The organism is Methylobacterium sp. DB0501, from assembly GCF_011043735.1.
In the GTDB taxonomy this organism is placed as follows: Bacteria; Pseudomonadota; Alphaproteobacteria; order Rhizobiales; family Beijerinckiaceae; genus Methylobacterium; species Methylobacterium alsaeris.
Map to the genome: position 1 here is coordinate 192,925 of NZ_JAAKGV010000015.1, position 18,988 is coordinate 211,912.

19 protein-coding genes are annotated in these 18,988 nt (G+C 71.3%); 7 read left to right on the forward strand and 12 right to left on the reverse strand.

Annotated elements, in window-relative coordinates:
• Nucleotides 1-9: 9 nt before the first annotated feature.
• Both G4G93_RS21945 and G4G93_RS21950 read right to left on the reverse strand, forming a co-directional pair.
• On the reverse strand, nucleotides 10-1,212 hold the full coding sequence (locus tag G4G93_RS21945; protein WP_395413014.1) for an efflux RND transporter periplasmic adaptor subunit: 1,203 nt from the start codon (nucleotides 1,210-1,212) through the stop codon (nucleotides 10-12).
• 233 nt (nucleotides 1,213-1,445) lie between these two features.
• Nucleotides 1,446-1,814, reverse strand: coding sequence for a hypothetical protein (locus tag G4G93_RS21950; protein ID WP_165087146.1), 369 nt, complete (start codon nucleotides 1,812-1,814; stop codon nucleotides 1,446-1,448).
• A gap of 350 nt (nucleotides 1,815-2,164) precedes the next feature.
• Between G4G93_RS21950 and G4G93_RS21955 the strand changes: the two genes are divergently transcribed.
• From G4G93_RS21955 to G4G93_RS21970, 4 genes are all read left to right on the forward strand, one after another.
• Nucleotides 2,165-3,388, forward strand: coding sequence for a GGDEF domain-containing protein (locus G4G93_RS21955; RefSeq protein ID WP_312892194.1), 1,224 nt, complete (start codon nucleotides 2,165-2,167; stop codon nucleotides 3,386-3,388).
• A 277-nt stretch (nucleotides 3,389-3,665) separates the two neighbouring features.
• Entirely contained in the window at nucleotides 3,666-4,880 is a 1,215-nt protein-coding gene (gene pcaF / locus G4G93_RS21960; RefSeq protein WP_165087147.1) for a 3-oxoadipyl-CoA thiolase, read from the forward strand.
• Nucleotides 4,881-5,315: 435 nt separating this feature from the next.
• Complete coding sequence (locus G4G93_RS21965) at nucleotides 5,316-6,278, forward strand: helix-turn-helix transcriptional regulator (RefSeq protein WP_165087149.1); 963 nt, start codon at nucleotides 5,316-5,318, stop codon at nucleotides 6,276-6,278.
• A gap of 130 nt (nucleotides 6,279-6,408) precedes the next feature.
• The gene (locus G4G93_RS21970; protein WP_165087151.1) at nucleotides 6,409-7,446 is read left to right on the forward strand and encodes an SIS domain-containing protein; all 1,038 of its coding nucleotides are present in this window, start codon (nucleotides 6,409-6,411) and stop codon (nucleotides 7,444-7,446) included.
• A gap of 29 nt (nucleotides 7,447-7,475) precedes the next feature.
• Here the strand turns inward: G4G93_RS21970 and G4G93_RS21975 are convergent, their stop codons facing one another.
• From G4G93_RS21975 to G4G93_RS22005, 7 genes are all read right to left on the reverse strand, one after another.
• On the reverse strand, nucleotides 7,476-7,904 hold the full coding sequence (locus G4G93_RS21975; RefSeq protein WP_165087152.1) for a nuclear transport factor 2 family protein: 429 nt from the start codon (nucleotides 7,902-7,904) through the stop codon (nucleotides 7,476-7,478).
• Nucleotides 7,905-8,008: 104 nt separating this feature from the next.
• Nucleotides 8,009-8,587: an NADPH-dependent FMN reductase gene (locus tag G4G93_RS21980; protein ID WP_165087154.1), complete on the reverse strand. Its 579-nt coding sequence runs from the start codon at nucleotides 8,585-8,587 to the stop codon at nucleotides 8,009-8,011.
• Nucleotides 8,588-8,668: 81 nt separating this feature from the next.
• Complete coding sequence (locus G4G93_RS21985) at nucleotides 8,669-10,129, reverse strand: methyl-accepting chemotaxis protein (RefSeq protein ID WP_165087156.1); 1,461 nt, start codon at nucleotides 10,127-10,129, stop codon at nucleotides 8,669-8,671.
• Nucleotides 10,126-10,464, reverse strand: coding sequence for a hypothetical protein (locus tag G4G93_RS21990; RefSeq protein ID WP_165087157.1), 339 nt, complete (start codon nucleotides 10,462-10,464; stop codon nucleotides 10,126-10,128). The genes G4G93_RS21985 and G4G93_RS21990 overlap by 4 nt, the downstream gene beginning before the upstream one ends.
• A 198-nt stretch (nucleotides 10,465-10,662) precedes the next feature.
• A complete protein-coding gene (locus tag G4G93_RS21995; protein ID WP_165087158.1) occupies nucleotides 10,663-11,988 on the reverse strand; it encodes a TRAP transporter large permease in 1,326 nt (441 codons plus the stop codon).
• Nucleotides 11,985-12,596: a TRAP transporter small permease gene (locus G4G93_RS22000; protein ID WP_165087160.1), complete on the reverse strand. Its 612-nt coding sequence runs from the start codon at nucleotides 12,594-12,596 to the stop codon at nucleotides 11,985-11,987. The genes G4G93_RS21995 and G4G93_RS22000 overlap by 4 nt, the downstream gene beginning before the upstream one ends.
• A 32-nt stretch (nucleotides 12,597-12,628) precedes the next feature.
• A complete protein-coding gene (locus tag G4G93_RS22005) occupies nucleotides 12,629-13,438 on the reverse strand; it encodes a glutathione S-transferase family protein (RefSeq protein ID WP_165087162.1) in 810 nt (269 codons plus the stop codon).
• 173 nt (nucleotides 13,439-13,611) lie between these two features.
• Between G4G93_RS22005 and modA the strand changes: the two genes are divergently transcribed.
• Nucleotides 13,612-14,406: a molybdate ABC transporter substrate-binding protein gene (gene modA / locus G4G93_RS22010; protein ID WP_165087164.1), complete on the forward strand. Its 795-nt coding sequence runs from the start codon at nucleotides 13,612-13,614 to the stop codon at nucleotides 14,404-14,406.
• 105 nt (nucleotides 14,407-14,511) lie between these two features.
• Here the strand turns inward: modA and G4G93_RS22015 are convergent, their stop codons facing one another.
• Entirely contained in the window at nucleotides 14,512-15,513 is a 1,002-nt protein-coding gene (locus G4G93_RS22015; protein ID WP_165087166.1) for a 4-hydroxyproline epimerase, read from the reverse strand.
• 314 nt (nucleotides 15,514-15,827) lie between these two features.
• On the opposite strand from G4G93_RS22015, the gene G4G93_RS22020 reads away from it, so the two are divergent.
• Nucleotides 15,828-16,538: a carbonic anhydrase gene (locus G4G93_RS22020; RefSeq protein WP_165087201.1), complete on the forward strand. Its 711-nt coding sequence runs from the start codon at nucleotides 15,828-15,830 to the stop codon at nucleotides 16,536-16,538.
• Nucleotides 16,539-16,585: 47 nt separating this feature from the next.
• A complete protein-coding gene (locus G4G93_RS22025; protein WP_165087168.1) occupies nucleotides 16,586-16,852 on the forward strand; it encodes a hypothetical protein in 267 nt (88 codons plus the stop codon).
• 58 nt (nucleotides 16,853-16,910) lie between these two features.
• Here the strand turns inward: G4G93_RS22025 and G4G93_RS22030 are convergent, their stop codons facing one another.
• Both G4G93_RS22030 and G4G93_RS22035 read right to left on the reverse strand, forming a co-directional pair.
• Nucleotides 16,911-18,131 (reverse strand): diguanylate cyclase, encoded by a 1,221-nt coding sequence (locus G4G93_RS22030; RefSeq protein WP_165087169.1) that lies wholly within the window; start codon nucleotides 18,129-18,131, stop codon nucleotides 16,911-16,913.
• A gap of 431 nt (nucleotides 18,132-18,562) precedes the next feature.
• Nucleotides 18,563-18,988 (reverse strand): cupin domain-containing protein (locus G4G93_RS22035; protein WP_165087171.1); only part of this gene is annotated, 426 nt, incomplete at its 5' end.

Sequence of the window (18,988 nt, forward strand, 5' to 3'; positions counted from 1 at the left end):
CGGGTCTCCTCAGCGCTGCTCGGTCGAGGCCGGAGCGGGATGGGATCCCGTCGTCGCCGCCGCCATCGTGGTGGTTTCGAACGGCACGGCCGAGACCTGGGTGCCGGCGACGATCTTCTGGAAGCCCTCGGCGACGACCCGGTCGCCCTCCTTCAGCCCCTCGCGGATCACCCACTGGCCCTCGACCACCGGGCCGACCTCGACCGGCTGGAGCATCACCTTCTGGTCGGGCCCGACCAGCCAGACCTGGGCGCGGCCGTCGTTGGAGCGGTGCACCGCCTGCTGCGGCACCGCGATGGCGTCGGAATCGATGCCCTGCTTGATCCGGGCGCGGACATACATGCCGGGGAACAGCTCGCCATGCGGGTTGGGTACCACGGCGCGGAGCGTCACCTGCCCGGTGCTCGGATCGGCGGTCACGTCGGAGAACAGCAGGCGGCCGGGCTCGGGGTAGAGCGAGCCGTCATCCATGATGACCCGCACGCTCGCCACGTCGGGGGCGAGGCGGTCGAGCTCGCCGCTGGCGAGGTCGCGGCGCAGCTTGTTCAGCTCGCCGACCGACTGGGTGATGTCGACGTAGATCGGGTCGAGCTGCTGGATCGTCGCCAGGTTGCTGGCCGCCCCCTGCTCGACGAGCGCGCCCTCGGTGACCAGCGCCCGGCCGATGCGGCCCGAGATCGGCGCCCGCACGTCGGTGTAGCCGAGATTCAGCTGGGCCCGGTCGCGGGCGGCCTTGGCGCCGGCAACCTCGGCCTCGGCCTGCTTCTGGGCCGCGAAGGCGGCGTCGTACTGGGCCTGGCTCGCGGTCTGGCGGGAGAGCAGGGTCTCCAGGCGCTCGGCCTGCTGGCGGGTCAGCACCAGGGCGGCCTCGGCCTTGGCCAGCGTCGCCTCGGCGCTGGCGAGGTCGGCGCGGAACGGCATCGGGTCGATCTTGTAGAGGATGTCGCCTTCCTTGACCAAGCTGCCCTGCTCGAAGGTGCGCTTGATGACGAGGCCGGCGACGCGGGCGCGCACCTCGGCGATGCGGGTCGGCGCGGCGCGGCCGGGCAGGTCGCGCTCGTAGGGGATCGGCTGGTGCTTGACCGTCACGATCGAGACTTCCGGCGGGGCGGCCGGCGCCGCAGGTGCGGCGGCCTGCTGGGCCGGCTTGCAGGCGGCGAGCCCGAGGAAGAGGGCGGTCGCTCCGAGGAGGATGCGGCGGCGTTGGATCACGGGTCGGTCTTTCCTGCGCGATGGGGAAGCGGCCGGGGCGCCTCGCGCCGCCGGGCTTCCGGGCAAAGGTCGGGCGGGGCTCGCGGGGCGAGCCTCGGGAGCGCGCGTCGGCACGGCTGCCAGACGGCAGCGGCAAGCCTGAAGGCTCGCAGGGTTCCGAGGCGGAGATATGACGGCACGCCCACTTCCGTTAGGGAAGAGCGGAGAGTCCGTCGGGCCCAGATCTTTCAGGCTCAGGTCTTCGGCGGGCGCTCGGGCAGGGGGGCGCCGGCCTGGACCAGGGTTCCGAGGCGGCGCGGGGGCATGAGCGTGGCGGCGCGCGCCGACGGATCCTCGGCCGGGCAGGCGAGGTTGGTGCTCGCTGCGCTGCCGTCGTCCGGCCGGGGCGTGTCGACACCGGCCGCCGTGAGGGTGCAGGCCGGGCTCTTCACCCAGTGCGCGTGCAGGCTCGCCATCGGCGAGGCGCCGTGGCCGGCACGCAGGACCGGCTGCGGACGGCCGGCCGCGGCATCCGCCGCCGACACCGCCAGGAGGGCGAGGCCGAGGCCGACAAGGGCGGTCGCGCAGAAACGCGCGAGAGATGTCCAAAGGGGGCCGGTCACAGAGCGGAACAGTGGGGGTTCCGGCCGCATCGCACAAGGCGTCGCGACATTCTGTCGTAGGACGGTCGATGGTGGCGGTCGCAGCCCCGCCCGACCTCCCGTCCAGTCAACCTCGCACAGCTCGATCGCGCTCGCCGCTTCCTCATGCGCAACGAAGACGACGCCGGCATTGATGACGGCTATAAATTCCCCGATACTATCATTGTCACTCCGAACCGGAACGAACGCTTCCGTTGGATTTTCGCAAGCGCCCAAGAGACGTTAGTTCCTACGCATCATTGACGTAACGGTAACGTAACGGTTGGGCTGTAGGGGAAAAACCAGTCCGCTCGTACCCCGAGGACACCGTCGTGTCGAACTTGCCGCATGCGCCTGGGGTCCAGATCGAGTTCGATCGCCTCAATCGCCTGCGCTTCATCCCCGCCATCGAGGCGCGTTTCGACACCGAGGTCCGGGCCCGTCGGCTGCGCTCGTCTCAGATCACCGTGTTCGCTGCCGTCATCATCTACGATGCCGCCATCTTCGCCGATTGGCGCGTCATGGCCGACATGGCCGGCTGGCTCACCGTCCTGCGGCTGCTCGTCTTCACGCCAGTAGCCCTTCTCGCACTCTGGATCCATCCCCGCACGACCACGACGCGCCAGAGCGATCTGATCATCGTCGGATGCACGGTCGTCGCCATCCTGCTGCCGTCGGCGGCCTCCGTCTTCAGCACGTCGCCCTACGTCCTGATCTATCTGTTCGGCGGCATGATCACGATGTCGTACTGCACGCTGGTGCAGAGGGTGCGGTTCCGGCTGGCCGTGGTCGTTCTCGTCGCGGCGGTGGCGATCCAGATCTGGTGCCTGTCGCGCCGGCCGGAGATCGACGCGGCATCCTTCGAGTTCGCCGTCAGCTTCTATCTGTCCGGCGCGAGTCTCCTGCTGATGGGGTCGTTCATCCTGGAGCGGACGGAGCGTCACGGCTTCCTCGAATACCTGCGCGCCGAGATCCTGATCGAGCATATCGAGAGGACCGCGCATACGGACATGCTCACGGGACTGGCCAACCGCCGCCATTTCGAGACGGCGTTCGAGCAGAGATGGGTGGAGGCGCGCCGCAGCGGCGGCCCGCTCTCCCTGCTCATCGTCGATGCCGACCACTTCAAGCGCTACAACGACCGCCACGGCCACGCCGTGGGCGATCTGGTGCTGCAGGCCCTCGCCGGCGCCCTGTCGAGCAGTGCGCACCGCCCGAGCGACGTCGTCGCCCGGATCGGAGGGGAGGAATTCGCCATCCTCCTGCCGGAGACCGACGTCGAGGGGGCCGCCTGCGTCGCGAGGAGGGTGCACGAGGTCGTCGCCGGGCTTTCGGTCGAGGTGGACGGCGGCGGCGTCGGTCCGATCACCGTGAGCATCGGCCTCGCCTGCGGCCTGGTCCGCCGGACTCCCTCGTCGAAGGACCTCTTCCGCCTCGCCGACGCGGCGCTCTACGAGGCGAAGGTCAGCGGCCGCAACCGGACCTGCCGGGCGCGGATCGACCTGCCCAGCAAGTGGAGCGGGGAACCGCTGGAACCGGCGGCCGCCGCCGTGTGATCCCGTTTCCGAACGACGACCTCCGGAAATGGGATCACCGGCCCGCGGGGCATCCGTGCGACGCCGAAATCCGCATTGCGAAGCAATCGGTCGGATGTCGTATGACCCGTCGCGCGCCGGGCGACGCGCCGGAACGATCCGCCGCGTGTCGCCGGTGCGGCGGGCCGACACCTCCGCCCTCCGCACCGGCCTCCTCGCCCGCACGGCCCGTCCGGGCTTGATCGAAGCCGCGCATCGCCGTACCGATTTTTCGAAATCGAGAACGGGAGAGAATGCCATGACCGCGCCGCAGGACGTCTATATCTGCGATTACGTGCGTACGCCGATCGGCCGCTACGGCGGCGCGCTGGCCAAGGTGCGGGCGGACGACCTCGCCGCCGTGCCGCTGGCGGAACTCGCCCGGCGCAACCCGGCCCTCAAGGAGGCGGTCGAGGAGGTGTTTCTCGGCTGCGCCAACCAGGCCGGCGAGGACAACCGCAACATCGCCCGCATGGCCCTGCTGCTCGCCGGCTTTCCGGAGCGGGTGCCGGGCCTGACCCTCAACCGGCTCTGCGCCTCCGGCCTCGACGCGGTCGGGGCGGCGGCCCGCGCCATCCGGGCCGGCGACATCGACCTCGCGGTGGCCGGCGGCGTCGAATCGATGACCCGCGCGCCCTTCGTGATGGCCAAGAGCGAGGGCGCGTTCCAGCGCCAGGCCGAGATCCACGACACCACGATCGGCTGGCGCTTCATCAACCCGGTGCTCAAGCACCAGTACGGCGTCGATTCGATGCCCGAGACCGCCGAGAACGTCGCCGAGGATTACCAGATCGGCCGCGCCGACCAGGACGCCTTCGCGCTGCGCTCGCAAGCCCGGGCGACGCGGGCGCAACAGGACGGCACCTTCGCGGCCGAGATCGTCGCGGTCGAGATCCCCGACCGCAAGGGCGGCCATCTCAAGGTCGACCGCGACGAACATCCCCGGGCCGACACGACCGCGGAGGGGCTCGCCAAGCTCAAGCCCTTCGTGAAGAAGGACGGCACGGTGACGGCCGGCAACGCCTCGGGCGTCAACGACGGCGCCGCCGCCCTGGTGCTGGCCACGGCCGAGGCCGCCGAGCGCCACGGCCTCACCCCCATCGCCCGGGTGCTCGGCCTCGCCTCGGCCGGCGTGCCGGCCCGCATCATGGGCATCGGCCCGATCCCCGCGGTCGAGAAGCTGTGCACGCGCTTAGGCCTCAAGCCGTCGGACTTCGACGCGGTCGAGCTGAACGAGGCCTTCGCCTCGCAGGCGCTCGCCTGCCTGCGCGGCCTCGGCCTGCCCGACGAGGCCGACCACGTGAACCCGAACGGCGGCGCCATCGCGCTCGGCCACCCGCTCGGCATGTCGGGCGCGCGCATCGCCGGCAGCGTCGCGCTCCAGCTCGCCCGGACCGGCGGGCGCCTCGGCCTCGCGACGATGTGCGTCGGCGTCGGCCAGGGCGTGGCGCTGGCGGTCGAGCGGGTCGGCTGACCGGAGCCGGATACGAAATCCGCGTGCCTGCCTCCGGCGATCCTGCCGGATCGCCGTCGCCATGCGGATTTCGGCGCCATGACGATTTCGGTGCCATGCGGATTTCGGCTTCGCTCGGGCGTGCGGAGCAGAGCTCCGCCGTCGCGGGCTCGTCACCGGCGGCGGGACGCCCCGGGCCCGATCGGCGCGGAACGCCGCATGTGGAGGATGGCCCTGTCGTGCCGCACTGCACCATGGCGGGGCCGCGCGGCATGGTTTAAGTATGAACCAGTTTCGCCCTTCCCACGGAGCCGCCCGGACGATGCGCCCGCCCCCGCGGGACGGATCCCGCGGCGCAAGCAATCCCATGACCCGCCACCGCCTCAGCCCCGGTCCCGCCCTCCTGCCGCCCGGACGAAGCCGCCGCTTCGCCCGCCGGCCCCGGTAAGGTCCGCCATGCCCAGCAGAACCGGTTCGCGCCCGGGCGCGGACGAGACCGACATCCACAAACCAGCCTCGCCCAGATCCGACGAGACCGGCGAGCCCGAAGCCGACTTCCTGACCGTCCTCGGCCAGCGCGTCCGCACCATGCGGGCGGTGCGGGCGATGTCGCGCAAGGTCCTGTCGCAGACCTCCGGCCTGTCGGAGCGCTACATCGCCCAGCTCGAGAGCGGGCAGGGCAACGTCTCGATCATCCTGCTGCGCCGGGTGGCCCTCGCCATGGGGGTGCGGCTGGAGGACCTGATCGCCGCCGTCGAGAGCCCGCCGGACTGGCCGGTCGTCCGCGACCTCCTCCAGAAGGCGAGCGCCGAGCAGATCGCCGAGGCCAAGCGCGTGCTCTCGGGCTCCGCGGCGCCCGGCGACGCCCCGACGCAGCGCGTCGCGCTCATCGGCCTGCGCGGCGCCGGCAAGTCGACCCTCGGGCGGATCCTCGCCGAGCGGATGGGCTGGACCTTCGTCGAGCTCAACCGCGAGATCGAGCGCGAGAACGGCCTGTCGGTGGCGGAGATCTTCGCGATCTACGGCCAGGAGACCTATCGCCGCCTGGAGCAGGGGGCGTTGCGGCGCCTCGCCGAGCAGCCGGGCCCGATGGTGCTGGCCACCGGCGGCGGCATCGTCGCCGAGCCGGTCACCTTCGACCTGCTGCTGTCCTCGTTCTTCACCGTCTGGCTCAAGGCGCGGCCGGAGGAGCACATCCACCGGGTGCGCGAGCAGGCCGCCAAGGGCCTCGCCCAGGCCCGGCTGCCGGACAGCGACAACGCCCTGCGGGAGATCCGGGCGGTGCTGATGAGCCGCGAGCCGCTCTATGCCCGCGCCCGGGCGGTGATCGACACCGCCGACCACAACGTGGCCGAGACCGCCGCGGAGCTGACCGGGCTGGTCGAGGGCTATCTCGGCGCGGCGCGGCGCGGCTGCTGAGGCCCGGGCGCCACAGCGGCGCCGGAGGCCGTGAAAATCTCCGGCGCTGTGCGGGACCACCCGTATTCTGGCCGCAAATGAGTCGGCAGGCTCGCCCCTCAGAAGGTACGCGTCGGCGTCGAGGAGCACGATGGAGAGTTCGAACCGGGCCGGGAGCTACGCGGCGGAGGCCGACGGCGGGCAGGTGGTCGAGGCGGCGCATTTCTCCGCCATCCGCAGCGTCCGCACCGAGGCCGAGGCGCTCCTGACCCTCGCCCGCGCCCTCGACCACGAGCTGAAGGCCGGCTTCGGCGCCGCCGTCGCGGCGATCCACGACATCCCCGGCCGGGTGATCGTGTCGGGCATCGGCAAGAGCGGCCATATCGGGCGCAAGATCGCCTCGACGCTCGCCTCGACCGGCACGCCGTCCTCGTTCATCCACCCGAGCGAGGCCAGCCACGGCGACCTTGGGATGATCACCCAGCAGGACATCGTCATCGCCCTGTCCTGGTCGGGCGAGACCGCGGAGCTCGGCGACCTCATCAGCTTCTCCCGGCGCTTCGCCGTCAGGCTGATCGGCATGACCTCGAATCCGGCGAGCACGCTCGGCCAGGCCGCCGACATCCTGCTGCCGCTGCCGCTGGTGAAGGAGGCCTGTCCGCACAACCTGGCGCCGACCTCGTCGAGCGTGATCCAGCTGGCGCTGGGCGACGCGCTGGCGGTGGCCCTGCTGGAGCGCCGCGGCTTCTCGGCCAGCGACTTCAAGGTGTTCCACCCCGGCGGCAAGCTCGCGGCGCGGCTCAAGACCGTGGCCCAGATGATGCACGCCGGCGAGGAGATGCCGCTGGTGCCCCGGGGCCTGCGGGTCTCGGAGGCGCTGATCGCCGTGATGGGCAAGCGCTTCGGCTGCGCCGGCATCGTCGACGATCACGGCCAGCTCGTCGGCATGATCACCGACGGCGACGTGCGCCGCCACATGAGCCGGGGCGACGGCCACAGCGACCTCCTGGCCCGCCGGGTCGAGGAGATCATGACGCCGACCCCGATCACCACCACCCCCGGCACCTTCGCCAGCGCCGCCCTGGAGCTGATGAACCGCAGCCAGATCACCGCCCTGTTCGCGGTGGAGCGTGGGCGCCCGGTGGGTATCCTGCACATCCACGACATCCTGCGGGCGGGGGTGGTGTGAGGGCGCCCGCCCGGCCGTGACCGATCCGGTCAGGGTCCTGGCCGGCGGGACAGCGTCGCGACCCCGACCCAGCCCCAATAGACCCGGTGATGGGCGATGAGCCCGCCGGAGACGTCGATCATCTCCATCAGGTCGATCTGATCGCCGTCGGGCGTCCAGCGCGGGTATTCCCACGCCAGTTGCCGCCCGTTGGAAAAGAAGACGCTCGTGCGGTACCAGCGGCCCAGGCCGTTCTGCGGCGAGCGGAAGCCCCACTCGAAGAACTCCCTGATCGCCGCCTTCCCCTCGAGGAGGCCGGTGCCGCCCCCCGGCAGGGAGGCCCAGACCAGCGGGCTCTCGAAGACGGCGTCGTCGGCGTAGAGCGCCGTCAATCCGTCGATGTCGCGACGCACCACGGTGTCGTGCCACTGCTCGTGGATGTGGCGGATGGCGGCGTCTGCGCTCGTTTCTGCGCTCATGGCTGATGCTCTCCGGTTCCGGCCGGTGGCCGGCGCCGGACGCTAGCCCCGCGCGCATCCCGGAGGCTTCGGCGCTCGCCGAAACGTCCCGGCCCGGACCGTCCTCAATACGGCACGCCGCCCCGCCGCTTCTCCCGCAACGCCTCGGCGTACCACGTGAGTTCGTCGAGGAAGCGCCGGGTCGGACGCTCCAACCACGGCTGGACCGGCTGCCCGTCCTCGTCCAGCGCCTTGTGCACCTCCGGGATCGGCAGGAGCGACGGGATGCTCGGGGTCCCGAGCTCACCCAGCATGGCGCGCAGCTGCATCGCCGCCCGCACGCCGCCGTAGCGGCCGGCCGAGTAGCAGACGATCGCCGAGGGCCGCCAGAAATACTCCTCCAGGAAATGGTCGAGGGTGTTCGACAGGGCCGGCGGGATGCTGTGGTTGTACTCAGCCGAGACCACCACGAATCCGTCGGCGCGGCGCAGGAGCGCGGCGAGGCGCTCCAGCGCCTCCGGCGCCTCGCCCTTCGGGTATTCCTTGTACATCCGCGTCAGCAGCGGCAGGCCGAGTTCGGCCGGATCGACCAGCGGCGCCTCGTGGCCGCGGGCCTCGAGGCTCCGCACCAGGTAGCGGGCGGCACGCAGGCCGTTGCGCTCCTGGCGCACCGAGCCGAGGATGACCGGGACGACGAGCGACATGGCAGGCTCCGGGGTGGCAGGTCCGGGATCGGATCGCCCGTCAGCCTACCCCATCCCGAACGCGCGCGAAGCCCGGGCCCGTCACCCCGCCCGCACCGAGGCGACGTAGTCGCGGACCTCGCCGTCGAGATGCCCGGCCTGGCGTGACAGGGCGGAGGCCGAGGTCAGCAGCCGCTCGGCGGCGTGGCCGGTCTCGCCGGCGATGCCGGCGACGGCGCCGATCGTCTCGCGCACGGCGCCCGTCCCGGATGCGGCCTCGCCGACATTGCGGATGATCGCCTGCGTCGCCGCCCCCTGCTGCTCCACCGCCGCCGCGATCACCCCGGTCACGGCGCTGATCTCGCGGATGCGGCCGCCGATCGTCCCGATGGCGCCGACCGCCTGCTCGGTCGAGCGCTGGATCCGCCCGATCTGGCCGGTGATCTCGTCGGTCGCCTTCGCGGTCTGGCCGGCGAGTTCCTTCACCTCCGCCGCCACCACGGCGAAGCCGCGGCCGGCGGCCCCGGCGCGGGCGGCCTCGATGGTGGCGTTCAAGGCCAGCAGGTTGGTCTGGTCGGCGATCGACGAGATCAGCCCGACCACGTCGCCGATCCGCGTCGCGGCCTCGCTCAGGTCGCGCACCAGCTCGGCGGTACGGGCAGCCTCGCCGACCGCCGCCTCGGCGCGCTCGGCCGAGGCGTCGATCTGGCGGCCGATCTCGGCCACCGAGGCGCCGAGATCGGTCATCGCGCGGGCGACGGTGTCGACCGCCTCGGCCGCGCCCGCGGCGGCACCCGCCACCGCGCCCGCCTGGGCGGCGTTGCGGCCGGCCGCCGCCGACAGGGTATGGGCGGTCGCCTGGAGGTCGTCCGCCGCCTGCGAGACCTCGCCGACGATGCCGCCGACCGCGACCTCGAACCCGTCGGCGAGCTGGCGCGTTGCGGCCCGGCGCGTCCGCTCGGCCTCGCCCTCGGCGCTGCTCTGCTCGGCCTCGAGCCGGCGCAGGCGCTCGATCTCGGCCGCGGCCGCCTCGGCGCTGTCGAGGGCCGAGCAGGCGAGCGCGACCCGGTGCGCGATCCACATCAGCACGCCGGTCTCGATCAGCACGATCCCCGCATGCAGCAGCACCCGGGCGATGTCGCCGGTGGAGCTGCCCGGGAAGACCAGGGCCGGCACGGTCAGGCTCAGGATGAGGTGGTGCAGCGCCGTCGCGCCCGCCGCCGCCAGCACCACCCGCCAGTCGCACCAGCCGACCAGCACCGCCAGGCAGGCGAAGAAGTACATGTGGGTGTCGGCCTGCCAGGGATGGCCGTCGAGGGCGGCGATCAGCAGGGCCGGCATGCCGATCAGGGCGACGCCGCCGACCAGCCGGGTCGGCAGGCCGATCGGGTCGCGCCACCACAGCAGCGTGGCGACCAGGGCGAGCAGGCCGGCGCCGGCGAACTGGGCGGGGTCGAACCCGCCGACCAGGATCTGCGTGGCGGCGAGCACCGGCAGGTGCAGCCACAGGAGCGTCATCAGGACGCGCGCGAAGGCGCGCCGGAGCGTGTCGATGGTCATCATCGCGGGGGTGGGTCCGTGGGGGTCGGGGRGGGGGCGCAGGGGCCGGCGAGCGCCGGATGCACGACGAGCCAGGCCCCGGCGGCGTAGAGGCGGCGGGCAAAGCCCGGCTCGTCCGAGGCGGCGATCAGCAGCGCGTCGAAGCGGCCGGACCGCACGAGCAGGCCGCCGGCGGCTGCGACGATGCGGGCGGCCTCCGCCGCCCCGGCCCCGGGGCGCGCGAGCACCGCGACGGGGCCCGAGCGGGGGGTGAGCGCGGCGAGGACGGGGACCAGCAGCACAAGGGCGAGGGCGCCGGCGGCGGGCAGGGCCGGGAGGAACCGTCGGGCATGGCGCATGTCGGTTCATCCGCTCGCGGGAAGCGGATAACCGTTACGACCCACAGCCTGACGAACGGTAAAGCCGAGCGCGAAAAGATCGCGCCCGACTGGAGCATGTCCGACGAAGGGGATGACGGTTCGTCGCGGACGATGGCGGCGAACCGAGACCGGAGCGGCGCCCGATCGCAGGGGGGCCGGGCGCCGCTCCCGCGGTCCTCACATCATTCCGAGCATCCGCGGCAGCCACAGCGAGATCGCCGGGACGTAGGTCACGATCACCAGGAAGATCAGCATGGTCAGCAGCCACGGCCAGACCGCGATGGTCAGCTCGGTGATGCCCATCCGGGTGATGCCGGAGGCCACGTAGAGGTTGAGGCCGACGGGCGGGTGGCACATGCCGACCTCCATGTTGACCACCATCATGATGCCGAAATGGACCGGATCGATGCCGAGCTTGGCGGCGATCGGGAACAGGATCGGCGCCATGATCAGCACGATGGAGGAGGGCTCCATCACGTTGCCGGCGATGAGCAGCAGCAGGTTGACGATCAGCAGGAACACCACCCAGTTCAGGCCGGCCCCGGTGATCCAGCTCGCCATCGCCTGCGGGATCTGCTCGCTCGTCATGAGGAACGAGAACAGCACCGCGTTGGTGATGATGTAGAGCAGCATCGCGCTCATGTTGGCCGAATCGAGCAGCACCCGCGGCACGTCTTTCCAGGTGAGATCCCGATAGACGAACAGCGCGATCACGAAGGCGTAGACGGCGCTGACCGCCGCCGCCTCGGTCGGCGTGAAGGCGCCGCTATAGATGCCGCCCAGCACCAGCACGATCAGCAGCAGGCCCCAGACCGACTTGCGGAACGCGACCCAGCGCTCGCGCCAGCTGGCCTTGGGCATCCGCGGGTAGCCGAACTTGCGCGCCCGGTACCAGGTGGTGAGGCCGAGGAGCGCGGCCAGCATCAGGCCCGGGATGACGCCGGCGACGAACAGGGTCGAGATCGAGGCCGAGGAGACGCGCTGGCCGTCGGGTCCGGTCACCACCGCGCCGCTCGTCGCGACGGAATACATCACCATGACGATCGAGGGCGGGATCAGGATGCCGAGCGCGCCCGAGGTGGTGATGACGCCGGCACCGAAGCGCTTGGGGAACCCTTGCGCCACCATGGCGGGCAGGATGATCGAGCCGATCGCCACCACGGTGGCCGGGCTCGAGCCCGAGATGGCGGCAAACAGCGCGCAGGCCATCACGCCGGCGAGCCCGAGGCCTCCGTGCCAGTGGCCGACCATCGACGTGGCGAAGTTGATCATCCGGCGGGCGACGCCGCCATGGGTGAGGAAGTTGCCCGACAGGATGAAGAACGGGATCGCCATGATCTCGAAGTTCTCGATCCCGGTGAACAGCTTGAGCGCCACCGCCTCGATCGGCACGGTGGTCATGGTGAACAGGAAGGTGAGCACCGAGAGGCCGAGGGCGATCGAGATCGGCATCCCGGTGAGCATCAGGGCGATGAGCAGCCCGAAGATGATGGCGGCGTTCATCGCGCGGAACCTCCGGTGCGGGTCTCGTGTGCCAGGTCCTGCGCGAGGTCCTGCGCGGCGTGCGGGCTCTCGACCACGCCCTCGACATGGCCGGGATCGTGGTGGGGCAGCTCCCCGGTGCGCCAGAAGCTCCAGGCGACCTGCAGGAAGCGGAAGCACATCAGGTAGGAGCCCAGCGGGATCGCCAGGTAGACGATCCAGCTCGGGATCTCGAGGTCGGGCGTGGTCTGGTCGGTGTCGACGAGGCCGTAGACGAAGCGCGCGCCCATGGTGCCGACGATGGCGGTGAACAGGGCGCCGCAGAGCAGGCCGAACAGCACGACCCGGTTGCGCCAGGCCGGCGGCAGCTGGTTCACCGCCACGTCCACACCGACATGGATGCCGGTGCGCACGCCGTAGGCGGCGCCGAACTTCGCCATCCAGACGAACATGTAGATGCACAGCTCCTGGGCCCAGGAGAGGTGGATCGCCGTCGTGAGCGGGTAGAGCAGGTCGATGCCGGAGGCGTAGCGGTGCACGACGGCGACGAAGATCAGCAACGTCGCGCCGGCCATCAGGCTCGCGATCAGGATCTCCTCGAGGCGGTCGAGGATGCGCAAGGGGTGCATGGGGTCTCCCGGGAGGGCGGTCGGGGGGCGTGTCAGGGCGTGTCGGCGCCGGGGCCGGTTGCGGCGCCGGGCCAGGGAAAACGGATGTTGCGGTCGCGCAGGCCCGCCAGCACCACATCGACGCCGCCGGACTTCACCATCCATTCGAGCCGGTGGTCGCGGTATTCGCGCCGGCGCCCGCCGGTCGTGTAAAGGTCGGAGGCCTCGGCCATCCGGGCGGCCGCCGCATCGAATTCCCGGAAGGTCTGCGCCACCGCGGGGCGCTCGCGCACCCTCGCGTGCCAGCGGGCGAGCGGGCTGCCCTCGGGCGGCCCGAGCCCGTAATGCACCGAGCGGTTGACCATCGGCGCCGCCGCCGCGTCGGCCCAGCCGAAGGACGGGCCGCCGAACCAGTCCGCCTCGCCGAGGCGGCCGGCGAGCCAGTCCTGCAACACGGTCGTCTGCGCCGCGGCTTCGGCCCGCAGGCGGTCGGCCAGCGCCCCGGTGGCGCGGCGGAACCACAGGATCTCCCCGAACCCCCAGTTCACCGCCTCGTACTGGGTGTCGCAGACCTCCTCGGTCATGCGGGCAAAGGCGCGGGCGGCGGGGTCGCGGGGCAGCAGCGGTGGCACGGGCCAGCTTTCCTCGATGTATTCGAGGATCACGGTCGATTCGAAGATCCGGGCCTCGCCGTCGATCAGCACCGGCACCTCGGTGCGCGGGTTGGCCGCCGCGAACGGGCCGTCGCTCCGGCCGGTGCCGAAGGTCTCGGGCAACTCGGCGGTGAAGGCCACGCCCTTCTCGCGCAGGACGATCTTGACCTTCTGCGCATAGGACGAGAGCGGGTGCTCGTAGAGCAGCATGGCGATGGTTCCCCCCGAAGCCGTCTTGTTCGTTTGGGGGAGTGTCGCACGCGGCAGCGCGTCACGGGAACCCGACGATGGTTGGTGGAGGGATCGGGGCTGGCCGGCGATCTGCGCGGCTGCATATAGCGCGACAGCCGACCTGCCCGGCCGCGACGAAGGACGAAGACCCCATGCGACGCACCCGCGCCCTCCGGGCCGCCTGCCTGATCCTCCTCGCCGCCGGAACGTCCGTGACGGGCGCCGCCGCGGCGGAGCCGACGACGGTGTTCGCGGCGGCGAGCCTGAAGAACGCCCTCGACGAGGCCGGCAAGGCGTTCACGGCCGAGAGCGGGATCCCTGTCCGGGCGAGCTACGCCGCCTCCTCGGCGCTGGCCCGCCAGATCGAGCAGGGCGCGCCCGCCGACCTGTTCGCCTCGGCGGACCTCGAATGGATGGACTACCTCGCCGCCCGCAAGCTGATCCGGCCCGGGACCCGGGTGAACCTGCTCGCCAACCGCCTCGTCGTGGTGGCACCGAAGGACTCGGCGGCGGCCGAGGCGGCCTTCACGCCGGAGTGGTTCGCCCGGGCGCTGGGGCCCGACGGACGCCTCGCCACCGGCGAGGTGAACGCCGTGCCGATCGGCAAGTACGCCAAGGCGGCGTTCGAGAAGCTGGGCCTGTGGGCGCAGGTGCAGCCGCGGCTCGCCCAGGCCGACAACGTGCGGGCCGCCCTGGCGCTGGTCTCGCGCGGGGAGGCACCGCTCGGCGTGGTCTACGAGAGCGACGCGAAGTCGGATCCGGGGGTGAAGGTGGTGGGGGTCTTTCCGGAGGGCAGCCACCCGCCGGTGATCTATCCCTTCGCGGTGACGGCGGACGCGAAGGGCGAGGGCGGTCCGCGCTTCCTCACCTATCTCAGGAGCAAGGCCGCCCGGCGCTTCTTCGAGGCGCAAGGATTCACGGTGATCGGGGAGGGGGCGTCGCAGTAGGACGCCCTCCCGGAACCGCGTCATCCGGCAACGAAATCCCCTCGACGTCGAGGATCGGAGAACCGCAGGTTCGACTTGCCGGCTCGACGCTTCGCCCCCGCATTGTCACGCCAGTTGGAACCCGAAGGCCAGCGGATCGCGCTCATCGACCAGGATGGTGTTGTGCCCGATCACCCGGGCCCAGCCGCCGATGCTCGGGCGGATGGCGGCGCGACCGCCGACCTCCGCCGCCGCCTCGACCCGGCCGTGGAACAGCGTGCCGATGATGCTCTCGTGCACGAAGTCGTCGCCGACCTTCAGGAGGCCCCGGGCGACCCGCTGCGCCATCCGGGCCGAGGTGCCGGTGCCGCAGGGCGAGCGGTCGATGCCCTTGTCGCCGTAGAACACGGCGTTGCGGGCATGCGCCTGCGGGTGCTTCGGCCGGTCGGCCCACATCACGTGGCTCAAGCCCTGGATGCGCGGATCCTCGGGGTGGACCGGGGCCACCGCCCGCTGCACCGCCTCGCGGACCCGCGGGGAGAGGGTCAGGATGTCGGCGGAGGTCATAGCGTCGAGGCCGGCCCAGCTGGGTTGCGGCTCGACGATGGCGTAGAAGTTGCCGCCATACGAGACGTCCACGGTGAGGGCCCCGAGGCCCGGCACCTCGACCCGGACGTCGGCGGCGTGCAGGTAGCTCGGGATGTTGTAGAGCCGGACCTCGTCGATGAAGCGGCCGTCGCGGCGATACTCGACCTCGACCTTGCCGGCCGGCACCTCGAGGGACAGGCGGCCCTCGACGCGCGGCACGACGAAGCCCTGCTCCAAGGCCACCGTGACGGTACCGATCGTGCCGTGGCCGCACATCGGCAGGCAGCCCGAGACCTCGATGAACAGGATGCCGAGCTCGCAATCCTCCCGCGACGGCGGGTAGAGGATCGAGCCGGACATCGCGTCGTGGCCGCGCGGCTCGAACATCAGGGCCCGGCGCACCCAGTCGTGCTCGGCGACGAAGATCTGCCGCTTCTCGCCCATGCCGACATTCGGCAGGACCGGCCCGCCGCCGGCGACCACCCGCACCGGGTTGCCGCAGGTATGGGCGTCGACGCAGAGGAAGGTGTGCGGGTGCATGAACGGGGCTCCGGACGGGGGCTCGGCTTCGCGGGCGCGCCCTTCGTCGCAGAAATCGCCGCGCCGTCATAGCGCACCGCGCCTGCGCGTCGCCCAACCCGATCCGTCCGTCCCCGTCACGGTGGGGTCGAGCGCCGCCGCGCCCGGTCACGGCCGAGGTCGGGATCCTCATCCCGCCCCGGCGCCGGGCCAGATGACGCACAGGCAGACGCGCCCCCCGGGGCAACCCGCGGGCGCCAGCCACGTTCTCGGGACCATGGCGCGGCCCTCCGGGGCCGGCGCGGTCGCGGCCGTGAGAGAGGAGGTTGCCGATGATGGACAACATCGTTCAGGGGTTCACCCAGTTCCGAGAGCAGGTTTTCCCGAGCCAGCGCTCGGTCTATCAACGCCTCGTCCATGACGGCCAGAAGCCGAAGGCCCTGGTGATCTCCTGCGCCGATTCCCGCGTCGTGCCGGAGCTGATCACCCAGGCGGGCCCGGGCGAGCTGTTCGTCACCCGCAATGTCGGCAACATCGTGCCGCCCTTCGCCACCATGCTGGGCGGCGTGACCGCGGCGGTCGAGTACGCCGTGATGGCGCTCGGCGTGCGCGACATCGTGATCTGCGGCCACTCGGATTGCGGCGCCATGAAGGGCCTGCTGACCCCGGGCCTCGCCGAGAAGATGCCGAACGTGGGCGCCTGGCTGCGTCACGGCGAGGCCGCCCGCAAGATCGTCTGCGACGCCTATCCGGACAACATCGACGACAAGCGCCGCCTGCACGCCCTGGCGATGGAGAACGTCCTGGTGCAGCTCAACCACCTGCGCACCCACCCGGCGGTGGCGAGCGCGCTCGCCGCCGGCCAGCTCACCCTGCACGGCTGGCTGTTCGAGATCGAGACCGGCCATCTGCTGGTCTATGACGGCGAGGCCGGCCGCTTCGTGGTCCTGGCCGAGGAGGACGAGCTGCCGGTGGCCGAGGCCTCGGCTGCCCCGCGCCTCGCCGCCGCGGGCGTCGCCACGCCCGAGGTCCGGGCGGCCGAATAAGCCGACCTGGATTGACAGGCAGGGAGCCGCAGGTGAGGACCCCCGGCATGGCCGAACTCCGACCCGACCGCTCCCGCGACGCCGCCTTCGCGTGGATCGCCGCCGCCGCCACCCTGGCGACGATCTTCGTCGCCCATCTCGCACCGGCCCGCGGGCCGGTGCATTCCGCGGGAATCGTGTCGCCGGCCGACGACCCCGGCTGCCGCGAATGGACCGATTCCTGTCGCATCTGCACCCGCGGCGCCGACGGGGTCCATTGCTCCACCCCGGGCTTCGCGTGCCAGCGCGAGGCCTTGCACTGCACCTCACGCTGACGCACCCCGCCGGGATCGCGGCGGGACGCGTCCGGCCGCGCCGGGTGGGTCAGGCAGGTTACGCGACCACCGCCATCGATGGGATCGCCGCGACCGCCCCGTCGCCTTCCGCGAGGGCGTACCCGTTCCGCCCCCGGCGCTTGGCCCGGTAGAGGGCCTGGTCGGCTTGTGCGAACAGCCCGTCCCGGGTCCGAGCCACCCCCGCTTCCTTGAGCGCCACGCCGACGCTGATCGTGACGAAGCCGAGGCCGTCCGGGCGGCCGGGATGGGCGATGCCGAGTTCCTCGACATTGCGCACCAGGGCGGCGGCGAACCGCGCCGCGGCGAGGGCCCCGCCCCCTCGAAGCATGAACGTGAACTCATCGCCGCCGAAGCGCGTGGCCAGGACGTCCGGCCCGGCGGCAAGATTCGCGAACAGGGCGGCCAGGCGGCGCAGGCAGGCGTCGCCCTCCGGATGCCCCAGGGTGTCGTTGAACGGCTTGAAGTGATCGACGTCGATCATCATCACGGCGACGGCCGGCTCCTCGGCGCACCATGCCTCGGCGGTCTCGTCGAGGACGCGGCGGTTCGGCAGGCCGGTGAGGGGATCGGTATGCGACAGGCCCTGGTAGCGCCGCCGCGCCTCCTCCGCCGCCTCCGAGGCGGATTGCGCCGCCAGGACACGGAGATACTCGGTGCAGCGCTGCCGCTCGATCCGGTAATTGGCGTAGATGCTGAAGGCGCAGCCGGTGCCGTACTGCACCGGCAGGGCGAGGCGCAGGTCCGGGTCGAGGCCCACCTTGGTGACGACGGCCAGGATGGCGCCGAGCAGGACCACGATCGTGAAGGCGAGGGCGTACCGGAAGCGCAGGGTCAGAAGCAGGTTGCCGTAGATGATGGCGAGGGTCGAATCGGCGAAAGCGTAGGCGCCGAGCGGCGCCATCGTCAGCCAGAACAAGAAAAGCGGCGCCGCAACGACCCCGATCATCGCGTAGAAGATGAGCGCTTCGCGCAGGTTCGGCCCGATATGCACGATCCGCCAGGCCAGCAGCGCGGAGGCCGGCGTGATGACGAGCAGACGCGCGACGACGCTCAGGTCGGCGATGTCCGGCATCAGCACCATGCTGGTGAAATTGTAGACGTTGTAGAAGATGAGGCCGACCAGGATGATCTGGCGCAACGCGGCACCGCGCTCGGCACCGTGCTCCGCCTGGTACCGTGCCTCGGTGCGCGCATCGAAGCGCAGCAGCCAGTCCAGGCGGCCGGACGAGTCGGGACCTGTGGAACAGCCGGTAGCCAAGGTCGCTGCCTTCCTGCGCCGCACCTGCGGCATGGATTGCTGTCCTTAGGTCATAAATACCTACACGTCGCTTAACGTTGCAAAAAATTTATTTTGAAATTTTTCCTATACTGGTACTATTTAACCAAATTCGGTGGCAGAATTGCCGAGATCGCTGCGGAGATGAACGACGACATGCACGGTATCGTCGTCGGGCGCGCCGTTTTTCGCCCGGGAGCCGGGTGGTCGAGCCTGCCCTTGGCGGAGCGGCACGACGCGACGCTGCCCTGATCTTCGCCTTCGCATCGTCCTCTCCGACGAACCGGCCTCCGCCTCGTCGGAAAACGCTCGAGAGCCGCGCCCGATCACGTCGGAATCGAACGCCGCTCTAGAATCTTCGATCTTGCCGCATTTTCTACGACGGACCGGTATCCGCTTCGTCGGAAAATTCTCTAGCCGCCCCCGCGGCCGTAGACGTCCTCGATGCGGATGATGTCGTCCTCGCCGGTATAGCTGCCGACCTGGACCTCGATCAGCTCGAGCGGGATCTTGCCCGGGTTGACCAGCCGGTGCACGCAACCGATCGGCAGGTACGCCGCCTCGTTCTCGTGCACCAGCCGCACCACCCCGTCGATCGTCACCTCGGCGGTGCCGCGCACCACGATCCAGTGCTCGGCCCGGTGATGGTGCTTCTGCAACGACAGCCGGCCGCCCGGCTTCACGGTGATCCGCTTCACCTGGAAGCGCGCGCCGATGTCGATCCGCTGGTAGGAGCCCCACGGCCGGTACATCAGCCGGTGGGCATCCGCCTCCGGCTCGCCCCGCCGCCGCAGGCCCTCGACCAGGCCCTTCACCTCGCCGGCCGCCTCCCGGCTCGC

Bases quoted from the DNA above. Each gene is read 5' to 3' on its own strand.
- pcaF (WP_165087147.1), top strand. From the start codon at position 3,666: ATGACCGCGCCGCAGGACGTCTATATCTGCGATTACGTGCGTACGCCG.
- G4G93_RS21965 (WP_165087149.1), top strand. From the start codon at position 5,316: ATGCCCAGCAGAACCGGTTCGCGCCCGGGCGCGGACGAGACCGACATC.
- G4G93_RS21970 (WP_165087151.1), top strand. From the start codon at position 6,409: ATGGAGAGTTCGAACCGGGCCGGGAGCTACGCGGCGGAGGCCGACGGC.
- G4G93_RS21975 (WP_165087152.1), bottom strand. From the start codon at position 7,904: ATGAGCGCAGAAACGAGCGCAGACGCCGCCATCCGCCACATCCACGAG.
- G4G93_RS21980 (WP_165087154.1), bottom strand. From the start codon at position 8,587: ATGTCGCTCGTCGTCCCGGTCATCCTCGGCTCGGTGCGCCAGGAGCGC.
- G4G93_RS21985 (WP_165087156.1), bottom strand. From the start codon at position 10,129: ATGATGACCATCGACACGCTCCGGCGCGCCTTCGCGCGCGTCCTGATG.
- G4G93_RS21995 (WP_165087158.1), bottom strand. From the start codon at position 11,988: ATGAACGCCGCCATCATCTTCGGGCTGCTCATCGCCCTGATGCTCACC.
- G4G93_RS22000 (WP_165087160.1), bottom strand. From the start codon at position 12,596: ATGCACCCCTTGCGCATCCTCGACCGCCTCGAGGAGATCCTGATCGCG.
- G4G93_RS22005 (WP_165087162.1), bottom strand. From the start codon at position 13,438: ATGCTGCTCTACGAGCACCCGCTCTCGTCCTATGCGCAGAAGGTCAAG.
- modA (WP_165087164.1), top strand. From the start codon at position 13,612: ATGCGACGCACCCGCGCCCTCCGGGCCGCCTGCCTGATCCTCCTCGCC.
- G4G93_RS22015 (WP_165087166.1), bottom strand. From the start codon at position 15,513: ATGCACCCGCACACCTTCCTCTGCGTCGACGCCCATACCTGCGGCAAC.
- G4G93_RS22020 (WP_165087201.1), top strand. From the start codon at position 15,828: ATGGACAACATCGTTCAGGGGTTCACCCAGTTCCGAGAGCAGGTTTTC.
- G4G93_RS22025 (WP_165087168.1), top strand. From the start codon at position 16,586: ATGGCCGAACTCCGACCCGACCGCTCCCGCGACGCCGCCTTCGCGTGG.